Origin of the sequence: Megasphaera intestinihominis (assembly GCF_040096415.1) — a bacterium.
GTDB lineage: Bacteria > Bacillota > Negativicutes > Veillonellales > Megasphaeraceae > Megasphaera > Megasphaera intestinihominis.
Genome location: NZ_JBBMEU010000006.1, coordinates 26086 through 45503 on the forward strand (window position 1 = coordinate 26086; position 19418 = coordinate 45503).

The window sequence follows — 19418 nt, forward strand, 5'->3', positions numbered from 1 at the left end:
CAATTCCCCCAATCTAGTGATCGTGATGATAATAAGTTTCGTAGGCCCTGATGATGCGGCCTACCATATCGTGACGGACGACGTCTTCATCGCTGAAGTAGACCATGCCGACGCCGCGGACGTCTTTGAGTATCTTTTCGGCTTCCGTCAGGCCCGACATGCGCCGGTCGACGAGGTCGATCTGGGTCGCATCGCCGTTGACGACGACCCGCGAGTGGTTGCCCATACGGGTGAGGAACATCTTCATCTGTTCCCGCGTCGTGTTCTGGGCTTCGTCGAGGATGATGAACGATTCTTCCAGGGTCCGGCCGCGCATGTAGGCCAGTGGCGCCACTTCGATGATGTTGCGGTCGATCATCTTCTGGAACTGGTCATAGCCGAACATGTCGGCCAGGGCGTCGTAGAGCGGGCGCAGGTACGGGTCGATCTTTTCCTGCAGGTCACCGGGCAGGAAGCCCAGTTTTTCCCCGGCTTCGACAGCCGGCCGGGTCAGGATGATCCGTTCGACTTCGCGGTTCTTGAGATAAAAAGCCGCCAGGGCTACGGCCAGGTAGGTCTTGCCCGTCCCGGCCGGACCGATGCCGAAGGTGACCAGGTTCTTGCGGATGGAATCGACGTAGCGTTTCTGGCCCAGCGTCTTGGGCTTGATGAGACGGCCCCGGGCAGAAATGCCGACCGTATCTTCATAGAGGTTGTGCAGGGCCTCCGATTGGCCTTCTTTGATGAGTCTGGCCGAATAGCGGACGTGCTGCGTCGTCAGATAGGTATTTTCCCGGAACAAGTAGCGCAGGACGCGGAAGACTTCGGTCACATAGGCCACATCCTCTTCGCTGCCGACGATCATGGCCGTATCGCCGCGGACGGCAATGCGGCAGTCCGGGAATTCGCGCTGCATCGTCTTGAGGAATTCGTCTTTCATGCCCAGGACGGCCCGGGCTTCACGCAAATCGGAAAATTGCAGTTTCTTTTCTACCAAAGTGAGATACTCCTTTATTTCATGAATTTACGGACGGCCTTGCCGTGCAGGTAGTCACAGCGGGCTCCCTGGCAGGTGCCGCGTTTTTCCAGTTCTTCATCGATCATATCGCGGATGCGCCACCATCCCATGCCCCAGTTGGCGAAGTCCGTCGCTTCTTTCGGCGCCCGGCCGATGAGACGCTGGAAGACCGTATCGGGCCGGCTGTATTCGAGGAAGGCCACGACGCGGCGGACGTACTCTTCGCAGGTCCAGAGCTTGATCTTTCCCTGGGCATACCATTCGGCCATGGCCGTGTTCTTAATGATGTACAGGGCGTGGAGCTTGACTTCGTCAGAGCCGAGGGCGGCAATGATCTTGGCTGTCTCGACGGTGTCTTCCATGGTGTCCCAGGGCAGGTCGAGGATGACATGCGTACAGGTCCGGAAAGGATACTCCCGGAGCATGACCATGGCGTCGATGTATTCGGCAACGGTATGGCCGCGGTTGATCTTGGCCAAGGTCTTATAGTTGACCGTCTGCAGGCCCAGTTCGACGAGGATATCGACGCCGTACCTTTCTTTGACGTCAGCCATGATATCGAGATAGGTCTCGTTGAGACAGTCCGGCCGGGTCGCTACGGCCAGGGCCACGATATCGGGCTGGCAGGCGGCGGCGAGGTAATCCCGGAAACGCTCTGGCGGCAGGTAGGTATTGGTGAAATTCTGGAAATAGGCGATGAATTTATTGGCCTTGTACTTGGGCTTGATGTGAGCCATGTTCTGCTCGATCTGCTGGCCAATGGTCACCGTCGCCGGCAGGTTCTCGTAGCCGGCGCCGATGGAACCGCAGAAGGCACAGCCCCGGACGCCCAGGGTCCCGTCGCGGTTGGGACAGGTATCGGGGATGCTGATAGGCAGTTTATAGACTTTTTCGCCATATGTTTCTTTTAAATACGTCGAGTAGACGCGGTAACGTTCGTTCACGATGGTTCTCCTTTGACCGGGATGGCGCACCATTCGGCCCGGTCTTTCTTTTTTTCAGCCAGCATATAGGCCGCGCCTTCCGGGACGGGCCCGTAGCGGCGCAGTTCCCCTTTCAGGGCCGGGCTGGCAGGCCAGATGCGATAGCGCATCTTGATGTCGCGCCAGTTGGTGAAATGATAGTCCCTGGCAAATTGGCGGAGCCAGGCTTCGTCGCGGAAGATGGCGTCGGTCTGGCTGCGCGGCGCTTCGCACCAGCCGAGGAAATCGGGATGGAGGCGGAAGCGGAAAAAGGTCAGCATATCCAGGGCCAGCAGGTCTTTGGCCAAGCGCTGCTGGTCTTCTGTCAGGGGCAGGATATCTTCGATGCAGTGGCAGAGGAAATGACACAAGGACTCATCGGACAGGGCCTTTTGGTCATTATGCAGGACGAGCCACTCGTCTGTCAAGGCCTCGTAGAGTTTCATATAATCCGGAGCATAGCGGCGGCCGAGCCAGTTGAAGAAATAAGTGAATTTCCCGGAATTATAAGTCCGCTCGAAGACGTCTTCCAGGACCTTCATATAGGCGACTTTTTCATAAGGCAGCCACGTCGTCGCCAGGACTTCATAGGGCCCCTGCGGGTCGTACCGGTAATCGTCAGGATAGTCGCGGCGGATGCCGGAGCCCTTGAGGAGCTTCAAGAAACCGATCTGCAATTTATGGGGGTGCAGGGCATAGATATCGTTGAAGGACTGGCGCAGATGGCCGTAGTCTTCATAAGGCAGGCCGACGATGAGGTCTAAATGGAGATGCATCGTCCCCAAGGCGACAAGGCGTTCCATGATATGCGTAATGCGCGGCCAGTCATTATGACGGTGGATGGCCTGGAGCGTCGGCTCATACGTCGTCTGGATGCCCATTTCCAGCTGGATCCGTCCTTTCGGTGCCTGGGCCAGGAGGTCGATGTCGTCATCGGTAAGGACGCCGGGCTCGATTTCCAGGTGGAAATTGATGGGCTTATCGACGGCAATCATGTACGCTATGAGCGGCCGGTGATGGGCCGGGCTGCAGTTGAAAGTGCGGTCGACGAATTTGACCTGATGGACGCCGGCATCGACGAAAGCCTGCAGTTCCTTCAGGACCAGCGGGACCGAGCGGAAGCGGACGCGGTCGTTCATGCCCGACAGACAGTACTGGCAGTGGAAAGGACAGCCCCGGGAGCTTTCATAATACATGATGCGGTGGTCCAGTTCGCGGAAGTCCTGATGCTCGTAAGGAAAAGGCAGGCTGTCCAGGTCTTCTACTTCCTGGAAGGTCTCGTCGCCCTGGATGACGCCGCTGACGCGGCCGAGGACGCCGGGGACTTCTGTCCCATCGCGGCCGGCTGCCAGGGATTTCAGGAAAGCCGGTACCATCTCTTCCCCTTCACCTTGGAGGACGTAATCAATATGCTCATAACCTTCCAGTATCTGCCGGGCCGTATAGGATACTTCCGGGCCGCCGACGAAGACCTTGGTCTGGGGAAAGACCTGTTTCACCAGGTCGATGAGATGACAGGTCATTTCGATATTCCAGATATAGCAGGAAAAGCCGATGACGTCGGCCTCGAACGAGGCGATGTGGCGCAGGATGTCATAGCTGTTCTGATTGATCGTATATTCGGCTACGGACACGGCGACGCCCTGGTGGTCACACGCCGTCGACAGGCAGCGCAGGGCCAGGGACGATTGGATGAATTTGGAATTCAAGATGGTAAGCAGTGTTTTCATGAAAGCCTCTCTTTAAATTTTTATATGTATTAAGTATACCGCAAGGACGGCGTTCTGTCATGTCTTTTCCGCCCCTGGCCGGGGACAGCCTTTTCGCCTGCCCCTTTTTATGATAAGATGAGATAGTACATAGTTTTTCCCCTACAAAAAGGAGGCTTTTCCTTGTTTAAAATAGCACTTGCCCAGACAAATGTCCACCCTGGCAATCCACGGCAGAACACGGCCGTCATGAAAGAATGTATCGCCAAGGCCAAAGCAGCCGGCTGCGACCTCATCGTCTTCCCGGAGCTCGCTATTCCGGGCTATCTCATCGGTGATATTTGGGACCAGCCCGACTACATCGACGACTGCGTCCGCTTCGGTGAAGAAATCAAGGCCCTGTCCGACGGCATGGCCATCATCTTCGGCAACGTCGCCAAAGAGACGGACCGGGTCAACCTCGACGGCCGGACGCGGAAGTATAACACCATGTTCATCGCTTACAACGGCCGCTGGATTTCGCCGGCCCGCTCGCCCTACCCCTTCTACATCAAGACGCTCCTGCCCAACTACCGCGAATTCAGCGACATCCGCTACTTCACGTCGCTCATCGAAGTCGCCCAGGAACGCCATGCCTTCCCGGAAGACTTCCTGTCGCCCGTCCAGATTCCCTTCGACGACGGCCGCAAGTTCCGCATGGGGCCGCTCATCTGCGAAGACAGCTGGGATGAAAACTATCCTTTCAAGCCCATGAGCTATTTAGGGAAAATGTACGACATCGACATGTTCATCAACATTTCCAACTCGCCCTTCACCCTGGGCAAGACCCAGCGGCGTCACCGCCTCTTCGGCCAGGCCATCGACAAGGTCCACTGCCCGGCCATCTACGTCAACTGCACGGGTATCCAGAACAACGGCAAGAACATCTACACCTTCGACGGCGCCAGCAGCACGTACCAGAAAGACGGTTCGCAGCACGTCGAATGTACGCCTTTTACGGAAGAAATGGTCATCGTCGACTTCGATGAAAAGGCCCAGCGTTTCGTCTCGCCTTCGCACTTGCAGCCGGAAAAGTCTCCCATCGAAGACATCTACGCCAGCCTGCACTACGGCCTGAAATCCTTCATGGATGCCATCGGCGTCCATAAAGTCGTCCTCGGCGTCTCCGGCGGCATCGACTCGGCCGTCAACGCCGCCCTCTATGCGACGGTACTGCCGCCGGAAAACATCCTGCTGGTCAACATGCCCAGCTGCTACAACTCGGACATGACCAAGAGCCTGGCCAAAGAACTGGCCGACAACATCGGCTGCCTGTACACGGTCGTCCCCGTCCAGGACAGCCTGGAACTGACGCGGCACCAGTTCGAAGGAGCCGGGCTCAGCCAGAAAGGCCAGGACAAGGGTCATCTGGAACTGACCAGTTTCATTGAAGAAAACATCCAGGCCCGCGACCGGTCGAGCCGTATCCTGGCCGCAGCGGCGGCAGCCTTTGGCGGCGTCTTCACGTGCAATGCCAACAAGGCCGAACTGTCCGTCGGCTACGCCACCCTCTACGGCGACAGCGCCGGCTACCTGGCGGCTACGGCGGACCTGTGGAAGCATCAGGTCTACGACCTGGCCCGCTACCTCAATGACCAGGTCTTCCAGCGCGAAGTCGTGCCCCAGGGCAGCATCGACATCGTCCCCAGCGCCGAACTGTCGGACAAGCAGGATATCACCAAGGGCCAGGGCGACCCGATCATCTACCCCTATCACGACTACCTCTTCGCCGCCTTCGTCGAACGCTGGCAGCGGGCCACGCCGGAAACCATCCTCGAATGGTACATCGACGGCACCCTGGAAAAGAACATCGGCTGCAGCGTCGATGTCCATCAGCTCTTCCCGACGGCAAAAGCCTTCATCGACGACCTGGAACGGTGGTGGCGCCTCATCGCCGGCTTCGCCGTCGCCAAGCGCATCCAGAGCCCGCCTATCCTCTCCATCAGCCGCCGCCCCTTCGGCAGCGACCTGCGCGAAGCCCAGCTGGCACCGTACTACACGACACGCTACCTGGAAATGAAAGAACGGCTGCTGGCGAGAGATTAGGGGTTAGTGGCTCGTGGCTAGTGGCTCGTGGCCCGGCTCCCCTGCTAGGGGAGCTGTCAGCGCAGCTGACTGAGAGGTTGTTCTTTCAACATAGTTTGTAGTACAGAGTTTGTAGAAGATGGTTTCAAATTTTTAACCATCCGCTAACCACTAAAAAAAGGGACTATCGCACGAAGGCTTCTGCCATCATGTGAGGTCCCTTTGGCTTTATAGTTTGTAGTACGGAGTTCGTAGTTTGTAGAAGATGGCTTTAAATTTAAAAACCTTCACTAAAAACTACAAACTGAATACTCAAAAAGGCTTGTCGCACATGCGACAAGCCTTTTTTCATACTACATATCTTTCAGTCTTCCGACTGTTTGTTTAGGACGGACTCGTTTGTGTCCGAATGTTTCTACGATGATGAACATCATGGGGATGAGGAAGACGCCGAAGATGGTCGCAATGGACGTACCAAAGACGACGGTGATGCCCATCGCGACTCGCGATGCGGCGCCGGCGCCGCTGGCCATGGCCAGTGGGATGGAACCGACGACGAAGGCCAGGGACGTCATGATGATCGGGCGGAGACGGATCTTGGCGGCTTCGATAGCAGCCGATACGGGATCCATACCGCGTTCATCGACACGGACTTTAGCGTATTCGATAATCAAGATGGCGTTCTTGGCGGCCAGACCGATGACGGCCAACAGGCCAATCTGGAAGTACAGGTTATTCTGCTGGTTCAGGAGGTAGGCAAAGGCCGAAGCCCCGAAGACGCCTGCCGGCAGACTGAACATAACAGCAAAGGGTACTTTCCAGCTTTCATACAAGGCGGCCAGGACGAGGAAGACGAAGAGGATAGCCAGGGCAAAGACGTAGACCGTCTTGTTGCCGGCTTCGACTTCTTCACGGCTCATGCCGCTCCATTCATAGGCATAGCCTTCACTGAGCGTGTCTTTAGCGACTTCTTCCAGCGCTTTAAGGGCATCACCGGAGCTGTAGCCATTAGCCGGGGCCCCTTGAATCTTGATGGCCGGATAGTCGTTGAAACGGTTGAGGATCGACGCTGAACCGATGGCTTTCGGTCGGACAAAGTTGGCCACCGAAACGAGCTGGTTGGCACTGTTGCGGACGTAGATGTGGTTATTGGCATCGATGGTTTCACGGAATTCCGGAGCGGCCTGAACGACGACCTTAAAATTACGACCGAACATGGTGAAATCGTTGACCTGATAGGAACCATAGAAGGACTGGAGCGTCGAATAGAGGTCGCTCAGGGAAACGCCTTCTTTGGCAACTTTATCGCGGTCGATGTCGAGCTCATAGCCCGGCGTATCGGCAGCAAAGGCCGTGTAGGCCGACCCGATTTCCGGCCGCTTCCGGGCAGCGGCGATGAATTTCTGTGCCATCGCTGACAATTCGGCCGTCGTATGGCTGCCGCGGTTTTCCAGCTGCATCGTAAAGCCCGACGACGTGCCCATGCCGTCGATCGGCGGCGGGTTCATGGCGATGACCGTAGCCTGAGGAATCTGATTGCCCATGCCCATGATCTTGCCGACCAGGGCGTCGACGGACAGGGATTTATCTTTACGTTCATCCCAGTCACTCATGCCGATGAAGGACGTAGCCCCATTCGATTTCGGCCCATTGGCCAGGATACTGAAACCGACAACATTCATGACACTGGTCACGCCCGGCTGCTGTTCCAGCCATTTGCTGATTTGTTCACTGACTTGTTTCGTTTCCGTCTGGGAAATGCCTTCGGGCAAGGTGACGTTCATCATGACGAAGGCATTATCTTCCGACGGGACAAAGCCTGTCGGCATGATTTTAAAGACGCCTGCCGTGAGGGCGCTGATGATGACCAGGAAGGCCACGCACCATTTGAGGTGGAGCTGCAAGTGAGCCAGGCGCAGGCCATACCAGGCGATGAGCCTATCGAAGGCATCATTGAATTTCTGGAAGAACTTGTAAATGCCCTTGGGGTTGTCATTGGGTTTGTGGACATTCAAAATCGACGCACACATGGCCGGTGTCAGGGTCAAAGCGACGAAGGCCGAAATGAGGACCGACACGGCAATGGTCAGGGCGAACTGGCGGTAGAGGATACCGCTCATGCCGCTGATGAAGCCGACGGGGATGAAGACGGCGGCCAGGACGCAGGCAACACCGATAACCGGGTTCTGTACGTTCTGCATGGCGATGATCGTCGCCTCCCGCGGACTTCGGGCGTTGTACTTGATTTCGTATTCGACGGCTTCGATGACGACGATGGCGTCGTCGACGAGGAGGCCGATGGCCAGGACCATGGCGAACAGCGTCAGGGTGTTGATGGAGAAATCGAGGACCTTGAAGCAGGCAAAGGTACCCAGAAGGGATACAGGGACGGCGATGAGCGGGATCAGCGTCGACCGGCCGCTCTGAAGGAAGATGTAAACGATGAGGGCGACCAGCAGCAGGGCTTCGATGAAGGTTTCAATAACTTCGTGGATCGATGCCGTAACGAAGGTCGTGCTATCGTAGACAATCTTATAATCCAAGTCAGATGGGAACGACTGTTTCGCCTTTTCCAAGACTTTGCGGGCGCCGCTGACGGACTGCATGGCATTGGCGTCTGCTGTCAGGCTGATCATGAAACCGGCAGCCTTGCCGCCGTTGAGGTTACTGGCAACGGAATAATCCTTGGATCCCAGGCTGACATCGGCAATGTCGCCGACGCGGACCATGGTACCGTCGGGATTGGTGCGGACGATGACGTTCTTGAACTGTTCCGCCGTCTGCAAGCGGCCGTCGGTACGCAGGGTATACTGGTAGGTCTGGTTGTTCGGCGACGGCTGGGAGCCGATGGTGCCGACAGCGGCCTGTTTATTCTGAGTGCTGATAGCCGAGATGACATCGGTCGGTGTAATCTTCAAGATATTCATCTTCATCGGGTTGAGCCAGATGCGCATGGCATAGTCAGACCCGAATTCCTGGACGTCGCCGATGCCCGGGACGGATTTCAGTTCATCCATGAAGTATTGGGTAGCATAGTTCTTCATGAACGTCGCATCATAAGAGCCATTGGGCGAAACCAGGGCGAAGACCATAGCCATGGAACTCGTCGACTTCTGGACTGTAACACCGGTCTGGGTAACTTCTGACGGCAAGGTCGACTGGACCTGGCTGACGCGGTTCTGAGTGTTGACCGTGTCCATATCACCATCGCTGCCGGACTTGAACTGGACGGTCATGGAGTAAGACCCGTTATCGTTCGTCGAGCTTTCCATATTGACCAGGTTATCGACACCGACAAGCTGGCGTTCGATGACGCTGGCCACGGTCGTGCCGACGACTTCGGCATTCGCGCCGATATAAGCAGCCGAGACGCGGACCTGCGGCGGCGTGACCTGCGGATACTTGGCAACCGGCAGAGTCGCCATCGACAACAGGCCGAAGATGGAAATGATCAGCGAAATGACGATAGCGAAGATAGGCCGGTCGATAAAGAACTTAGATATCACGATCCCGCCTCCTAACTATTTGACGATGATGTGTCCGACGACGTATCGGAGCTGTCGTTGTCGATATCGGCCTTGGTCAGCAGGTGCTGGTCCAAGGCAGCGCCTTTGGCCTTCTGATAGCCGTCGACGATAATCGTATCGCCATCCTGAAGACCATCGTTGATGATCCAGAATTTGCCGACTTTCTGGCCCGGCGTGACTTCCCGGTTCTGGGCTTCGCCATTGCCGTCGATGACGGATACATAATATTTACCCAGCGTCTGCTGGACGGCGCGCTGCGGTACGGACAGCGCATTGCGCTGGATCTGGGTATCGGAAACGACCGTCGCATAGAGGCCTGGGATGAGGAGATTATCCGGATTGTCGAAGACGGCCTTGACGATGATCGAGCCAGAGTTGCCATCCATGCCGTGGTTGACCTGGGTGACATGGCCTTCATAAGGATACATGGTGCCGTCGCTCAAGCGGAGCAGGAGATGGTCGCCCCAGCTGCCGGCGTTGTCCGCAGCCTGCTTGGTCATCTGCAGGTATTCGGCTTCACTGATGGAGAATTCGACATAGACCGGATTGGTCGAAGAAATGGTGACCAGTGCCGTCGAACCGGCCGTCGCAAAGGTACCGATAGGTACGTCATCGACGTTCAATTTGCCGCTGAACGGAGCATAGACAATGGTATCGTCGACGTTATCCTGAGCAGCGTCGACCTGGGCTGCATTGGCTTCGACGACAGCCTGCTGCTGCTGCGTAGCCGCTTCCTGGTCGGTGACGGTCTGCTGCGGGATGGCGTCCTGGCTGGCCAGGGTCTGGTAACGGCGCAGGTTCAGCTGCTGATTGGCCAGATTGGCTTCGGACTGGGCCTGGGTAGCCTTGGCCTGGGCCAGGGCGGCGTCATAGGTCCGGCTGTCGAGGCGGAACAACGGCTGCCCTTCCGTGACTTCCTGACCGCCTTGGACGTATTTTTCTACGACACGGCCGGAAATCTTGGGACGGACAGGCACCTTGTCTGTTGCCGTCACGGTACCGCTGTACTCGGCCTTGACCGGCGTGTCCGCGGCGACGACTTTGTACGTGTTGACTGCAACGGGAGCCTTAGTCGCACTTTGGTTGGCCCCACAGCCGGCTAAGAGCGCGGCGATGGTGAGTACGGTAACGCTCATCGTCGCAAGTTTGCGTTTTTGTATCATCTTCACTTTCCTCCTATTTCTTTCGATTCCTGATTTTTAATGCCATAAAGCAAGACGTTGATACAGCGCTTCATATAGTCACTAAAGGTGGAATCGTGTTTGACATCATTAAAATAATCGATAATGTCATCGGCTGCGCTATGCAGGATACGCAAGAACAGGAACTTATCAAAGGGCTTGAATTCTCCTGTCTCCTGAGCTTCATCGAGGAGCCGTTCCAAAAGGAGCCAGTCTTTTTTATAGCGGGACTGCAAGCGTTCACAAGTACCGGGCATCTTTGCCAGGAGATCCGATGTTTTCCGCACGGACAGGACCTGCCAGTTGTCACTGGGCACGTCGAAATAAGCGATGAGCTTGGCTTCGCAAGTCATGGCCGGATCGCTGACGATACGCTGATGATAGGCATAGATCTTATCGGTAAAATCGGCGATGGCCTGTTCGATGATTTCCTGTTTCGACGAAAAATTTTCGTATAAAGTCCGCTTGCTGATGCGCAGATTACGGGCTAAGTCGTCCATGTGGAAATTGGAACCATGGCGGTTGATTTCACGAAGGGCTTCGGCCAGAATCTTGGCGCGGATATTTTCTGTCATGTAAACACGTCCTACTCAAAAAAATACAAGGTGATACTTTTGAAACTCAAACTATAAAACTCAGTACCAATTTATAGTTTAATATACAGCACCTTATAAGTCAATAAACAAGTTGATATTATTATTTTCTCAATTCTTCGGCAAATTTCCGAATCGGCAGGACTTTGTATAAAACAGCACCACAGGCCGCACCAATACAGGTATTGGGCAAAAAGGCAACGATGAAGAACCATAAGGCGACGACTTTGGAATCGAGGACGAAAGCGGCGACAGGATAGGCGATGAGGCCGCCCAGAAGGCCGGTCCCGACGATTTCCCCGATGACGGCACCCCAGATGGAATTTGTTTTTTTATACAAAACGCCGGATAAAGCGGCGCCGATCATGCTGCCGGGATAGGCCAGGACGGTACCGACGCCCATTGCAATGCGGATGGATGAAATGCAGAAAGCACCGGCCGTCGAATAGCGCCAGCCCACGAGGACCGACAAGAGGACATTGATGAGGTGTTGCAGCGGGAAGACCCGGGCACCGCCGAAGGGAAAGGATACGAAAGGCGCCAGGAGGACGCCGATGGCGATGAAAATCGCCGTCACTGTCATTTTCTTGAGTTCAGTATTATTCACGATGTACTACAACCTTTCCATATTTTTGTAAGATAGCATCATTTAATTGATAAAAGGCATCGAAGAGACGGGCGTGAAAGGTCCCCGGCCCATTCTTCCCCTCCCCTGCCAGGGCCAGCTCGCCGCCGATGCCCATGGCCAGGATGCCGCCGGCTGCGGCTGTGAACGGGTCGGCCACGGCGGCAAAGGAGGCGATGAGGGACGTCGTCATGCAGCCCGTACCGGTCACATAGGTCAGCAGGGGACAGCCGTTGCGGATTTCGGCCGTCTGGCAGCCATCGGAAAGGACATCGACGGCGCCGGTGATGGCGACGGTCGTCCCGAGATGGCTGGCCAGGGACGAAGCCAGGGCCGGGTCGGCTGGGCCTAGACGGCTGTCGACGCCGAAATCCTGGCCGCTCTTATGGGCTGCCAGGCAGGTGATTTCCGACGCGTTGCCGCGGATGACGGCCATAGGCAGTTCATCCAGCAGGCGCAGGGCCGCCTGGGTGCGGAAGGTCGTACCGCCGGCGCCGACGGGGTCGAAGACGATGGGCACGCCGTGGGCAGCGGCCGATTTACCGGCTGCCAGCATGGCCTCCAGGGTCCACGCCTGGAGCGTCCCCAGGTTGAGGACCAGGGCCCTGGCGGCAGCCGCCATTTCGGCGACTTCCTCGACGGCATTGGTCATAGTCGGCGACGCGCCGATAGCCAGGGTCGCATTGGCGCAGTCAGTCATGGTGACGAAATTGGTGATATGGTGAATGAGGGGCCGCTGACGGCGCAGTTCCTCAAGGGCCCTGGCGACGGCCGGAATAAGTTCCATCTTCATCCCCCCTTCTAGACGTGGAGCTTGAGGATGGCCTTCTTGATGGCCTTCCCCTGCCCGTCAGGCGCGCAGAGGCAGCGATGGCCGTCAGCCGGCGTGAAAATGGCATACGTTCCCGGCGTCATGGCAATGACCGTATCGTCGGCGACATCGGGATTGTAGAACCAGGCATCGCTGTCGGCCCGGCTGTCATCGACGACAGGGCCGGCCTGGCATAAGGGCTGCCAGCCGATGTTCTCTTCGCCTTCGAGGACGTACTGGACGTCGATGTAGTCGCGGTGGGCTTCCATCAGACGCTGGCTGGCCGGCGCCGTTTCCGTGACATCGACATTCATGTAATTGACTGTATCGAAGGTATGGCGTCCGGGATTCAAGTCCGACTTGACCAGGGAAGACAATTTCTCGATCCACGGCCGGATATATTCCGGCAGGAAACGGCTTTCCTTTTCATACTGGGAAATATTACCTACGAACATGGGATTCCCTCCTAATCTTCGTCGCTGGCTTCGCGGGCTGCGACGTTTTTATCGAACAGGGCATCGGCGAACTGGGCGGCATCGAAGGGACGCAGGTCGTCGACGCCTTCGCCGACGCCGACCCAGCGGACAGGGACGCCCAATTCCCGCTTGACCGACAAGATGACGCCACCTTTGGCCGTCCCGTCGAGCTTGGTCAGGACGACGCCCGTCAAGGGGACGACGTCGCCGAAGAGTTTGGCCTGGCTGACGGCATTCTGGCCCGTCGTGGCATCGAGGACGAGGAGCGTTTCCTGCGGAGCTCCTTCGATGTTGCGGCTGGCGACACGGGCCATTTTCCGCAATTCTTCCATGAGGTTGGACTTGGTCTGCAAGCGGCCGGCCGTGTCGACGAGGAGGATATCCATGCCCTTGGCTTTGGCCGACGCCGTGGCATCGAAGACGACGGCGGCTGCATCGGCGCCTTCCTGATGCTTGACGATGGGTACGCCGACGCGGTCCGCCCAGATGGTCAGCTGTTCCGACGCTGCCGCACGGAAGGTATCGCCGGCGGCGAGCATGACCGATTTCCCCTGCTGCTTGTAATACTTGGCCAGTTTGCCGATAGTCGTCGTCTTGCCGACGCCGTTGACGCCGACGATGAAGATGACCCGCGGCCCGTCTGTTTCCGGCAGGGGTTCATCGTTTTCATTGAGCAGGGCGACGATGCATTTTTCCAAATACGGGACGACGTCGTTGCCGTCTTTGATTTCCTTCGATTTGACACCGGTCCGGATCTGGTCCAGGAGGTATTCCGTCGTTTCGACGCCAATATCGCCGGTGAGCATGACCGCTTCCAGGTCATCGTACATGTCGTCGTCGATCTTGGCATAGCCGCGGACGACGGTTTCGATATTCTGGATGAGCGAGTGTTTCGTCTTTTCTAAGCCTTTGCGCAGTTTTGAAAAAAATCCCATAGTTATGTTCCTTCCTTTAACAATTCATCTACTTTGACAGTCAGCAGGCGCGATACGCCTTTTTCTTCCATGGTCACGCCCAACAGGGTATTGGCCGCTTCCATGGTCTTGCGGCGGTGTGTGATGACGATGAACTGCGTCGCACCGCTGTAATTCTTGAGGTATCGGGCCATGCGTTCGACATTGGCTTCGTCCAGGGCGGCGTCGACTTCGTCGACCAGGCAGAACGGTGCCGGATGATAGGCCAGAAAAGCCAGGAGCAGGGCAATGACCGTCAGGGCCCGTTCGCCGCCGGAGAGAAGCGTCAGGGACTGCTGCTTCTTTCCTGGCGGGCGGATATAGATTTCCACACCGGCTTCCAGGATATGTTCCTTGTCGGTCAGGGCCAGGTGGGCCGTACCGCCGCCGAAGAGACGGCTGAAGATATCCTGGAAGTGGACACCGATTTCCTTGAAGGCCTTGGCGAATTGTTCGGCCATGGCCGCGTCGATTTCAGCGACGACAGTCCGCAGTTTTTCCCGCGATTCTTTCAGGTCATCGCACTGGCGGTTGTAGAAGTCCCGCTTTTCCAGAGCCGTCTTGTATTCGTCTTCAGCTGCCGGGTTGATGGTCCCCAGGGCTGTGATCTGCCCTTTCAGGGAGGCGACCTTGTCGTGGAGCTCTTTCAGCGAGCCTTCGCGGCGGCGCTCCATGGCTTCCTGGCGGCTCAGGCCCTGCATGGCCAGCCGTTCTTCATGATGGCTGATATCGCTCTTGTATTTTTCCCGCTGGATGTCGGCAGCGTTGCAGCGCTGCTGCCAATCCTGATGGCGCCGGCGCAGGTCGTCGACGACACCATCCAGGTCCTGGCTCTGTTTCAAAGACTCATTGCGGGTCTGATAAAAAGCCTCTTTGGCCTGGTCGCAGCGGACCGTATCGGCTTCTTTCAAGGTAATATTTTTCGACAGTTCTGTCAACAGGCGGGCCGCTTCTTCCTGGCGGCGGCGCAAATCCTGGCGGCGCTGGGCCAGGGCCTGTTCCTGTACCGTCAGTTCCTGCTGCCATTTGTCATGCTGGCGCAGCTGGTCGTCGCCATGGCTGGCCTGTTCTGTCAGTTTGGCTACGGCAATCTGCCTTTCCGTCAAGGTCTGGCGGCACTGGGCGGCTTCGGCCTTGGCAGCATCACAGGCGTCCTGCCATTGCTGGACATCGGCGGCCGGCCCCGTTTCCATATCGGCCAGGGCGGCTTCCTTGGCGACCAGCCGGGCCTGCATGTCGGCCCGTTCCTTTTCCAAGGCTTCGACGCGCTGGTCAAAATCAGCCAGGGCCTGGCGGATATCGGCCAGGCCCTTCTCTTCCTGACCGCCCTGCCAGCGGGCCTGTTCCGCAGCCTGGCTGGCTTTGCGCCAATGGTCTTCGGCCTGGGCCAGTTCCCGGGCAGATTCTTCGGCCTGCCGGCGCAGTTCCCGGCCCTCAGCGGCCAGGGTTTCCAGACGCTGCTGGCCACGGCGGCAGGTCTCCTGCAATTCCTGCAGCAGCGCCCGCCGGCTGATGAGGGAACCTTCCTGATTGCGGGCGCTGCCGCCGGTCAGGGAGCCGCCGGCGTTGAACTGCGTCCCGTCGAGGCAGACGATGCGCAGGCGATGGCCGTATTTCCGGGCCACAGCCGAGCCCGTATCCATGGTATCGGCCAGGAGGGTCCGCCCTAAGAGGGATGAAAAGACCTTCTCATATTTAGCATCATAAGAAATAGCATCGGAGGCGAAGCCGAGCATGCCCGGTTCGCCGGCAGCCTGTTCTTCATCGGCTGTCCGCTGCCGGCTGCGCAGGGTATCCAGGGGCAGGAAGGTCGTCCGGCCGGCTTTTCTGTCTTTTAAATACGAAATAGCCTGTTTGGCCGCCCTTTCGTCTTCGGCGACGACGTAACGGACGGCACCGCCCAGGGCGACGTCGATGGCGACGGCAAAGCGCGATGGGATCTGGCAGAGTTCGCCGACGGCGCCGCACAGCCGGCTGCGCCAGGGCTGGCTGGCTGTCAGGACGACTTTGACCGCCCGTCCCAGGCCTTCATGTTCCTGTTCCATGCTCTGGAGGACGCGCATGCGCTGGGAGGCGGCGTCGACATCGCCGCGCAGGCGGCGGTATTCGTCTTCTCCTTTTTTCAGGCGCTGGCCCTTTTCCTGAGCCGTCTGTCGCAGCGAGGCGGCCTGCTTTTCAAAGGCGGCGGCTTTTTTCTGGCACGCTTCCTGTTGGGCCTGGGCTTCCTCATGGCGGGCTTCTGCCGCTGTCAGGGTCTGCTTCTTGTCTTCCCACTGCTTCAGGGCCTGCTGGCAGGCGGCTTCATTTTCTTCCAGGCGGCGGCGCAGGTCTTCACTGTCCCGGCGCAGCATGAAAGCGTCGCGGCTGCGCTTGGAGTTGGCGTCGACCCGCTCCTGCAGGGCCTTTGCTGCCGCTTCGGCCTTGGCTTCGGCCTGGCCGAACAGGGTCTGAGTCAGGGCTAAAGCCTTCTGAGCCGCAGCCAGTTCAGCTGCTTTCTGGTCCTTCTGGGCCTGCAGGGTTTCTTTTTGTTCCTGCCAGGCTGCCTGGCGCTGCTGCAGCTGAGCGGCGTCGTCAGCGGCCTGGGATTCGTTCTCGGCCAGTTCGGCCTGCCGCTGCCGGCAGGCTTCACGGCGGTGGACGAGGCTGTCCAGCTCGTTGTGGACGGCCATGGCTTCTTCATCGAGGCGGCGCAGTTTTTCGTCGTCTGCCGCCATGACCTCCAACAGGGCCTTGCGTTTTCCCTCGGCCGCTGCCAGTTCCTGGGCGGCCTTTTCTTCTTCTGTCGCCGCCGTCATGCGGCTGTTCTCGGCTTTGGCCAGGAGGCGTTCGCTGTTGCGCAGTTCCTGCAAGGTCACGGTCCCTTCATAGGCCAGGCGCTCGCTGTCGAGGCAGCGGAATTTCTGCAGAGTTTCTGCCTGTTCCTGCAATGGTTCCAGCCGCTCTTCGAGGACGCTCATGAGGTCGCGGATGCGCTCCAGGTTGCGCTCGGTCTCGGCGATCTTGCGCAGGCCGTCGGCCTTGCGGCCTTTGAAGCGGCTGATGCCAGCAACTTCTTCAAAGATGACCCGCCGCTCTTCGGGCTTGCTGTTGAGGATGCGGTCGACGCGGTTCTGGCCGATGACGGCCATAGAGTCCTGGCCGATACCCGTATCGGCGAAGAGGATATGGATATCTTTCAGGCGGCACGGCCGGCGGTTGATATAGTATTCACTGTCGCCGGAGCGGAAGAGGCGCCGCGTGACGACGACTTCCGTGAATTCCGTATCCAAGGCGTGGTCGCTGTTATCGAAGTACAGCGAGACTTCCGCTGCCCCCTGGGGCCGGCGGGTCTGGGTCCCGGCAAAGATGATGTCTTCCGACTTCTGCCCCCGCAGCTGGCGGACATTCTGTTCCCCCATGACCCAGCGGACGGCATCGGAAATATTGCTCTTGCCGCTGCCATTGGGACCGACGATGGCCGTAATGCCCTTGTCGAAGGTCAGGGTCGTCTTATCTGCAAAGGACTTGAATCCCCGCAGTTCCATTTTCAATAATTGCATAGTTTCTACTCTCTCTGTGGACTGCCCGGACGGACACGGTATGGCGCCGCATAGCAGTTCTGCTTATTTACTCGTACAGTTAATGATACCATAATTACCAGCCTGCCGCCACCACGGCGTCGCCAGCCAGGGCTGGGCAAAGTTTGTGTAAAATATCAGGGAAAGCCTTGACAAGTCCTGTCTTAATGGATTATATTAGAATTTAGGTTTGAAGGCCCTCATTCTGCAGAAAGGGAGAGTACCGTAATGATTCAAGTTTATAAGCACAGCAACGGCCATCTGGAAGACAACATTTCCCTGGCATCGGCTGAAAAAGGATCCTGGATCCACGTCGTAAATCCCGATTCCGAAGATTTACAGCTCGTATCCATGGTCACGGAAATCCCCACTGATGTTCTGAAAACCGCCTTGGACACGGAAGAACGTTCCCACGTCGAAATCGAAGATAACTACATCTTTGTCGTCATCAACATCCCGATCATCTTGGAAACGGACAGTTATGACACCTTGCCCCTGGGCATTTTCATTACACCGGACTTCATCATCACCCTCTGTATTCAAGAAACAGAAGTCATGCGCGCCTTTACGGAGAATAAGTATCCTCTGTTCTATACATTCAAGAAGACGCGTTTCTTATTCCAGATCCTGTACCGTTCGGCGACGCTGTTCCTGCGCTACTTGATGCAGATCAACCGCCGGACCGATGACATCGAGGAAATCCTGCGCCATTCCATGCGCAACAAGGAATTCTTCCTGCTCCTGGAATTACAGAAATCCTTGACGTACTTCACGTCGGCCCTGCGCAGCAATGGCATCGTCATGGAACGGCTCATGCGCCTGCGCCGCAATACGTCGCTCCACCACCTCATCAAGATGTATGAAGAAGACGAAGACCTCCTGGAAGATGTCATCATCGAAAACAAGCAGGCTATCGAAATGGTCGAGATGTATTCCAACATCCTCATGAATATGTCCGATACCTTTGCATCCATCATTTCCAACAACCTGAACTTGGTCATGAAATTCCTGGCTTCCATTACAATCATGCTGGCCGTCCCGACGATCATCTTCAGCCTGTGGGGCATCAACGTCCCCGTCCCCTTCCAGGACACGACAGCCGGCTTCTATTACGTCGTAGGCATCGCCATGTTCTGCACCGTCGTCGCCGTCATCATGCTCTGGCGGAAGGATTTATTCTGAAAGGCCCTTCACCATGCTCTTTATCGGTTCAAAAGAGCGGCGGTGAATGGGACAGGGCCCGTATTTTTGCAACGCTTCCATATGCATTTTCGTCAAATATCCCTTGTGCACGGCAAAGCCGTACTGGGGATATTTTTTGTCGTATTCGACCATGAGGCGGTCACGCGTGACTTTGGCGATGATCGAAGCGGCGGCGATGGACGCGCTCAGGGCGTCGCCGTGGACCAGGGACTTATGGGGCACGGTCAGTTCCCGAAGAGGCATGGCATCGACCAGGACGGCTTCAGCCGGCACGGCCAGGCCGTTCACGGCGTCGTACATGCCCTGCATGGTGGCGTGGTAAATATCGAGTTCGTCGATTTCTTTTTCCGACTTGGCCACACAGGATACGGCAACGGCTTCGGCCATAATTTTATCATAGAGGACGTCCCGCTTGGCCGGCGGGACTTTTTTGCTGTCATTGAGGCCGGGACATTCCCAGTAGGGCGGCAGGATGACGGCGGCTACCATGACCGGACCGGCAGCCGGGCCGCGGCCGGCTTCGTCGATGCCGGCTACGTGGTACAGCCCTTGGTTGTAGTAAGCCGTTTCCTGGGCATACATGTGCAGGACCCGTTCCCGTTCGGCTTCTTCCCGGATTTTCTGGCGCATATAGGCGGCAGCCAGCTTGCGGACCGACACGCGGCCGTCTTCTTTCATGGCTGCCAGGAGGTCCTGGACGTCACCGCCAGCGGCCAGGCGGGCCTTGAGGTCGGCGACGCGGAGTTTCTCGATGTCCATG

The 19418-nt window shown here is 57.3% G+C and carries 14 protein-coding genes; 2 read left to right on the forward strand and 12 right to left on the reverse strand.

Features of this window, described 5'->3' with window-relative positions; translation table 11 throughout:
- Nucleotides 1-13 precede the first annotated feature (13 nt).
- From WMO23_RS01940 to WMO23_RS01950, 3 genes are read right to left on the reverse strand one after another with little or no spacing between them, the layout of a single operon-like run.
- Entirely contained in the window at nt 14-976 is a 963-nt protein-coding gene (locus WMO23_RS01940) for a PhoH family protein (protein WP_370854616.1), read from the reverse strand.
- Between the two features lie 14 nt (nt 977-990).
- Nucleotides 991-1941 (reverse strand): tRNA modification radical SAM protein MnmL/YtqA, encoded by a 951-nt coding sequence (gene mnmL / locus WMO23_RS01945; protein WP_020723917.1) that lies wholly within the window; start codon nt 1939-1941, stop codon nt 991-993.
- Nucleotides 1938-3689: a B12-binding domain-containing radical SAM protein gene (locus WMO23_RS01950; RefSeq protein WP_349173139.1), complete on the reverse strand. Its 1752-nt coding sequence runs from the start codon at nt 3687-3689 to the stop codon at nt 1938-1940. The genes mnmL and WMO23_RS01950 overlap by 4 nt, the downstream gene beginning before the upstream one ends.
- A 162-nt stretch (nt 3690-3851) precedes the next feature.
- Here WMO23_RS01950 and nadE point away from each other — a divergent pair, with 162 nt between their 5' ends.
- Entirely contained in the window at nt 3852-5753 is a 1902-nt protein-coding gene (gene nadE, locus WMO23_RS01955) for an NAD(+) synthase (protein WP_296818512.1), read from the forward strand.
- Between the two features lie 332 nt (nt 5754-6085).
- On the opposite strand, the gene WMO23_RS01960 is transcribed toward nadE, so the two are convergent.
- The 8 genes from WMO23_RS01960 to smc form a co-directional block, all read right to left on the reverse strand.
- On the reverse strand, nt 6086-9238 hold the full coding sequence (locus tag WMO23_RS01960; RefSeq protein ID WP_349173141.1) for an efflux RND transporter permease subunit: 3153 nt from the start codon (nt 9236-9238) through the stop codon (nt 6086-6088).
- A gap of 11 nt (nt 9239-9249) precedes the next feature.
- On the reverse strand, nt 9250-10422 hold the full coding sequence (locus tag WMO23_RS01965) for an efflux RND transporter periplasmic adaptor subunit (protein ID WP_292107327.1): 1173 nt from the start codon (nt 10420-10422) through the stop codon (nt 9250-9252).
- A 2-nt stretch (nt 10423-10424) separates the two neighbouring features.
- Nucleotides 10425-11015 (reverse strand): TetR/AcrR family transcriptional regulator, encoded by a 591-nt coding sequence (locus WMO23_RS01970; protein ID WP_020310452.1) that lies wholly within the window; start codon nt 11013-11015, stop codon nt 10425-10427.
- A gap of 121 nt (nt 11016-11136) precedes the next feature.
- Nucleotides 11137-11640, reverse strand: coding sequence for an energy coupling factor transporter S component ThiW (thiW, locus tag WMO23_RS01975; protein ID WP_020310453.1), 504 nt, complete (start codon nt 11638-11640; stop codon nt 11137-11139).
- A complete protein-coding gene (gene thiM, locus WMO23_RS01980; protein WP_020310454.1) occupies nt 11633-12445 on the reverse strand; it encodes a hydroxyethylthiazole kinase in 813 nt (270 codons plus the stop codon). The genes thiW and thiM overlap by 8 nt, the downstream gene beginning before the upstream one ends.
- A 14-nt stretch (nt 12446-12459) precedes the next feature.
- Nucleotides 12460-12924 carry a NanQ anomerase/TabA/YiaL family protein gene (locus WMO23_RS01985; protein ID WP_020723921.1) on the reverse strand — a complete coding sequence of 155 codons (465 nt, stop codon included), beginning with the start codon at nt 12922-12924 and terminating at the stop codon, nt 12460-12462.
- Nucleotides 12925-12935: 11 nt separating this feature from the next.
- Nucleotides 12936-13880, reverse strand: a complete 945-nt coding sequence (gene ftsY, locus WMO23_RS01990) for a signal recognition particle-docking protein FtsY (protein WP_020310457.1) — start codon at nt 13878-13880, stop codon at nt 12936-12938.
- A 2-nt stretch (nt 13881-13882) separates the two neighbouring features.
- Complete coding sequence (gene smc, locus WMO23_RS01995; RefSeq protein WP_020723922.1) at nt 13883-17437, reverse strand: chromosome segregation protein SMC; 3555 nt, start codon at nt 17435-17437, stop codon at nt 13883-13885.
- A 246-nt stretch (nt 17438-17683) separates the two neighbouring features.
- On the opposite strand from smc, the gene WMO23_RS02000 reads away from it, so the two are divergent.
- The gene (locus WMO23_RS02000) at nt 17684-18637 is read left to right on the forward strand and encodes a magnesium transporter CorA family protein (RefSeq protein WP_020310458.1); all 954 of its coding nucleotides are present in this window, start codon (nt 17684-17686) and stop codon (nt 18635-18637) included.
- Here the strand turns inward: WMO23_RS02000 and rnhB are convergent.
- On the reverse strand, nt 18629-19417 hold the full coding sequence (gene rnhB / locus WMO23_RS02005; RefSeq protein WP_292105960.1) for a ribonuclease HII: 789 nt from the start codon (nt 19415-19417) through the stop codon (nt 18629-18631). The two genes, WMO23_RS02000 and rnhB, sit on opposite strands and share 9 nt — an antisense overlap.
- Nucleotide 19418 lies beyond the last annotated feature (1 nt).